We start from the raw sequence: 2,787 nt of genomic DNA, 5'->3' as shown, positions 1-2,787 counted from the left end.
GGCTTTCCTATGGACAGCCCGTTGTCAGGGCACGGCGGGGGTATAGACGGGGGGCGGGAGCGGGCCACGATATGCTCGCCTAGCTCGCGTCATCGCCGTCACTAAGTGACGAATTTAACGCAGGGATGACAGCCCCTTCATCGACCGCTATCTCGCGCGCATGGACGAGACCGAACGGCAATCCGAGGAGCGCGGCTGGGCGACGGCGAAGACGCTCGCTGAGGCCCTGCCCTATATCCAGGTCTATGACCGCGAGACCGTCGTCATCAAATACGGTGGCCACGCCATGGGTGAAGTGGCCGTGGCCAAGCAGTTCGCGGCCGACGTGGTGCTGCTGAAACTCATGGGCGTGAACCCGGTCGTGGTCCACGGCGGCGGGCCCCAGATCAGCGCCATGCTGACCAAGGCGGGGGTGAAGTCGAACTTCGTGGACGGCCTGCGCGTCACCGATTCCGACACCATGGCGGTCGCCGAGATGGTCCTGTCGGGTGCCGTGAACAAGGAGATCGCCCACTGGATCTCAGTGGCGGGCAAGGAAGCCGACGTGCGCGGGGTCGGCCTGTCCGGCAAAGACGCAGGCTTGCTGACCGTCGAGAAGACGACCCGCACCAAGAAGGACCCCGACAGCCTGATCGAGCATGAGGTCGACCTGGGCTTCGTGGGCGAACCGACGAATGTGGACCCAAAGCTGATCGCCGGGCTGATCGCGTCGGAGACCGACGACTGGGTGCCGGTCATCGCCCCGATCGGCGTCGCCAAGGACGGCCAGACCTACAACGTCAACGCCGACACCGTGGCCGGGGCGGTCGCGGGCGCGCTGAACGCCAAGCGCATGCTGCTCCTGACCGACGTCAAGGGCGTGCTGAACAAGGACGGCGACATCATCCGCCAGATGACGGTGGCAGAGGCGCAGGCCCTCATTGACGATGGCACGGCGTCCGGCGGCATGATCCCCAAGCTGCAGACCGCGATGGCGGCCGTGCGCGCGGGCGTCGAGGCCGTGGTGATCCTGGACGGGCGACGCCCCCACGCCATGCTGGTCGAGCTGTTCACGGAGTACGGCGCCGGCACTCTGGTGAAGGCGTGAACCTGAATCTGTCCCACATCGACGCCTGGGTCTTCGATCTGGACGACACCTTGTACCCCCGCGAGCAGGGCGTGATGGCGCTGGTGCAGGCGCGCATCAACGCCTTCATGATCGACGCGGTCGGCCTGCCCGAGCCCGAGGCCAAGGTTCTGCAGAAGCAGTTCCTGAACGAGCACGGCACAACGCTCGCCGGCCTGATGGCCAACTATGCCATCGATGCGGAGACGTTCCTGCGCGAGGTCCACGACGTCCCGCTGGACAGTCTGGAGCCCAGTCCGCGCATGGCCGAGGCCCTGGCCCGCCTGTCGGGTCGCCGCTTCGTCCTGACCAACGGGGCGCGCTGTCATGCGGCCCGCGTGACCGAGCGCATCGGGATCGCCGGACTGTTCGACGGTGTCTTCGCCATCGAGGACATGGACCTGACGCCCAAGCCCGCGCCCTCGACCTTCCGCCGGTTCCTGGAGCATTTCGCCATCGATCCGCATCGGGCGATCTTCTTCGAGGACACGCCGAGGAACCTGGCTCCGGCCAAGGCGCTCGGGATGACAACGGTTCTGGTCGGCGACGGCCATGGCCACGAGATCGGCGACTGGATCGACGCCCGCACCCCCGATCTGCTTAGCTTTCTCGAACCTCTTCCCCTGAGAGACGCCGCATGAGCCATCACGCCTCGCTTGAAGCCGCCATCGAAGCCGCCTGGGACATCCGCGCGGAGCTGACGCCCTCGACCCGAGGAGAGACGCGCGAGGCGGTCGAGACCGCGCTCGACCTTCTGGATTCCGGCAAGGCGCGTGTGGCCAGCCGCGGCGACGACGGAACCTGGACCACCCACCAGTGGCTGAAGAAGGCGGTGCTCCTGTCCTTCCGGCTCAACGACAACGAGATCATGCGCGGCGGTGATCGCGGCCTGTCCTCCCCGGCGCCCGGCGTCGGTCCCTGGTACGACAAGGTGCCCAACAAGTTCGGCGACTGGACCGCCAACGACTTCCGCGAGGCGGGTTTTCGCGCCGTTCCAGGTTCGATCGTCCGCAAGGGCGCCTTCATCGGCAGGAACGTCGTCCTGATGCCCAGCTTCGTGAACATCGGCGGCTATGTGGACGAAGGCTCCATGGTCGACGGCTGGGCCACGGTCGGGTCCTGCGCCCAGATCGGCAAGAACGTGCACCTGTCCGGCGGCGTCGGCATCGGCGGGGTTCTGGAACCGCTCCAGGCCAATCCGACCATCATCGAGGACGATTGCTTCATCGGGGCCCGTTCCGAGGTCGTGGAGGGCGTTATCGTCCGGCAAGGCGCGGTGCTGGCCATGGGCGTCTATATCTCGGCCACGACCAAGATCGTCGACCGGGCGACCGGCGAGATCACGCGCGGCGAGGTACCGCCCTATGCCGTCGTGGCCCCGGGCGCCCTACCCGACCCGAACGGCGGGCCGTCGCTCTACTGCGCCGTCATCGTCAAGCGCGTGGACGCCCAGACACGATCAAAGACCGCGATCAACGAACTGCTGCGCGACTGATACGAAGCAGCATGCACTAGCCAACAGGCTGCAGCGAGAGCACTGCTCTTTAGAAGATCCAGTGGTTATCGCGTTGTGGTGGCATCCATGTGTCGAGGTCGAGATTATCGTTCCAGTCTGGTGCGTCGGGCAAGGTGAACATGGTGCGCTGGTCCTGGCGGGCCGACGCCCATAGCCCGGCAAGGTC

At 66.3% G+C, this 2,787-nt stretch carries 3 protein-coding genes; all 3 read left to right on the top strand.

Annotation, left to right across the window (positions count from 1 at the left end):
* The first annotated feature begins 160 nt into the window (after positions 1-160).
* From argB to dapD, 3 genes are read left to right on the top strand one after another with little or no spacing between them, the layout of a single operon-like run.
* Complete coding sequence (argB, locus tag IP78_RS13275) at positions 161-1,087, top strand: acetylglutamate kinase (RefSeq protein ID WP_054112151.1); 927 nt, start codon at positions 161-163, stop codon at positions 1,085-1,087.
* A complete protein-coding gene (locus tag IP78_RS13270; RefSeq protein WP_054112150.1) occupies positions 1,084-1,746 on the top strand; it encodes a pyrimidine 5'-nucleotidase in 663 nt (220 codons plus the stop codon). Before argB ends, IP78_RS13270 begins: the two co-directional genes overlap by 4 nt.
* On the top strand, positions 1,743-2,600 hold the full coding sequence (gene dapD, locus IP78_RS13265; protein WP_054112149.1) for a 2,3,4,5-tetrahydropyridine-2,6-dicarboxylate N-succinyltransferase: 858 nt from the start codon (positions 1,743-1,745) through the stop codon (positions 2,598-2,600). Before IP78_RS13270 ends, dapD begins: the two co-directional genes overlap by 4 nt.
* Positions 2,601-2,787 lie beyond the last annotated feature (187 nt).

The sequence above is a fragment of the Brevundimonas sp. AAP58 genome (assembly GCF_001295975.1).
Taxonomy (GTDB): Bacteria; Pseudomonadota; Alphaproteobacteria; order Caulobacterales; family Caulobacteraceae; genus Brevundimonas.
The sequence above is the reverse complement of the archived record's forward strand: the minus strand, read 5'-3'. Positions and strand labels throughout refer to the sequence as shown.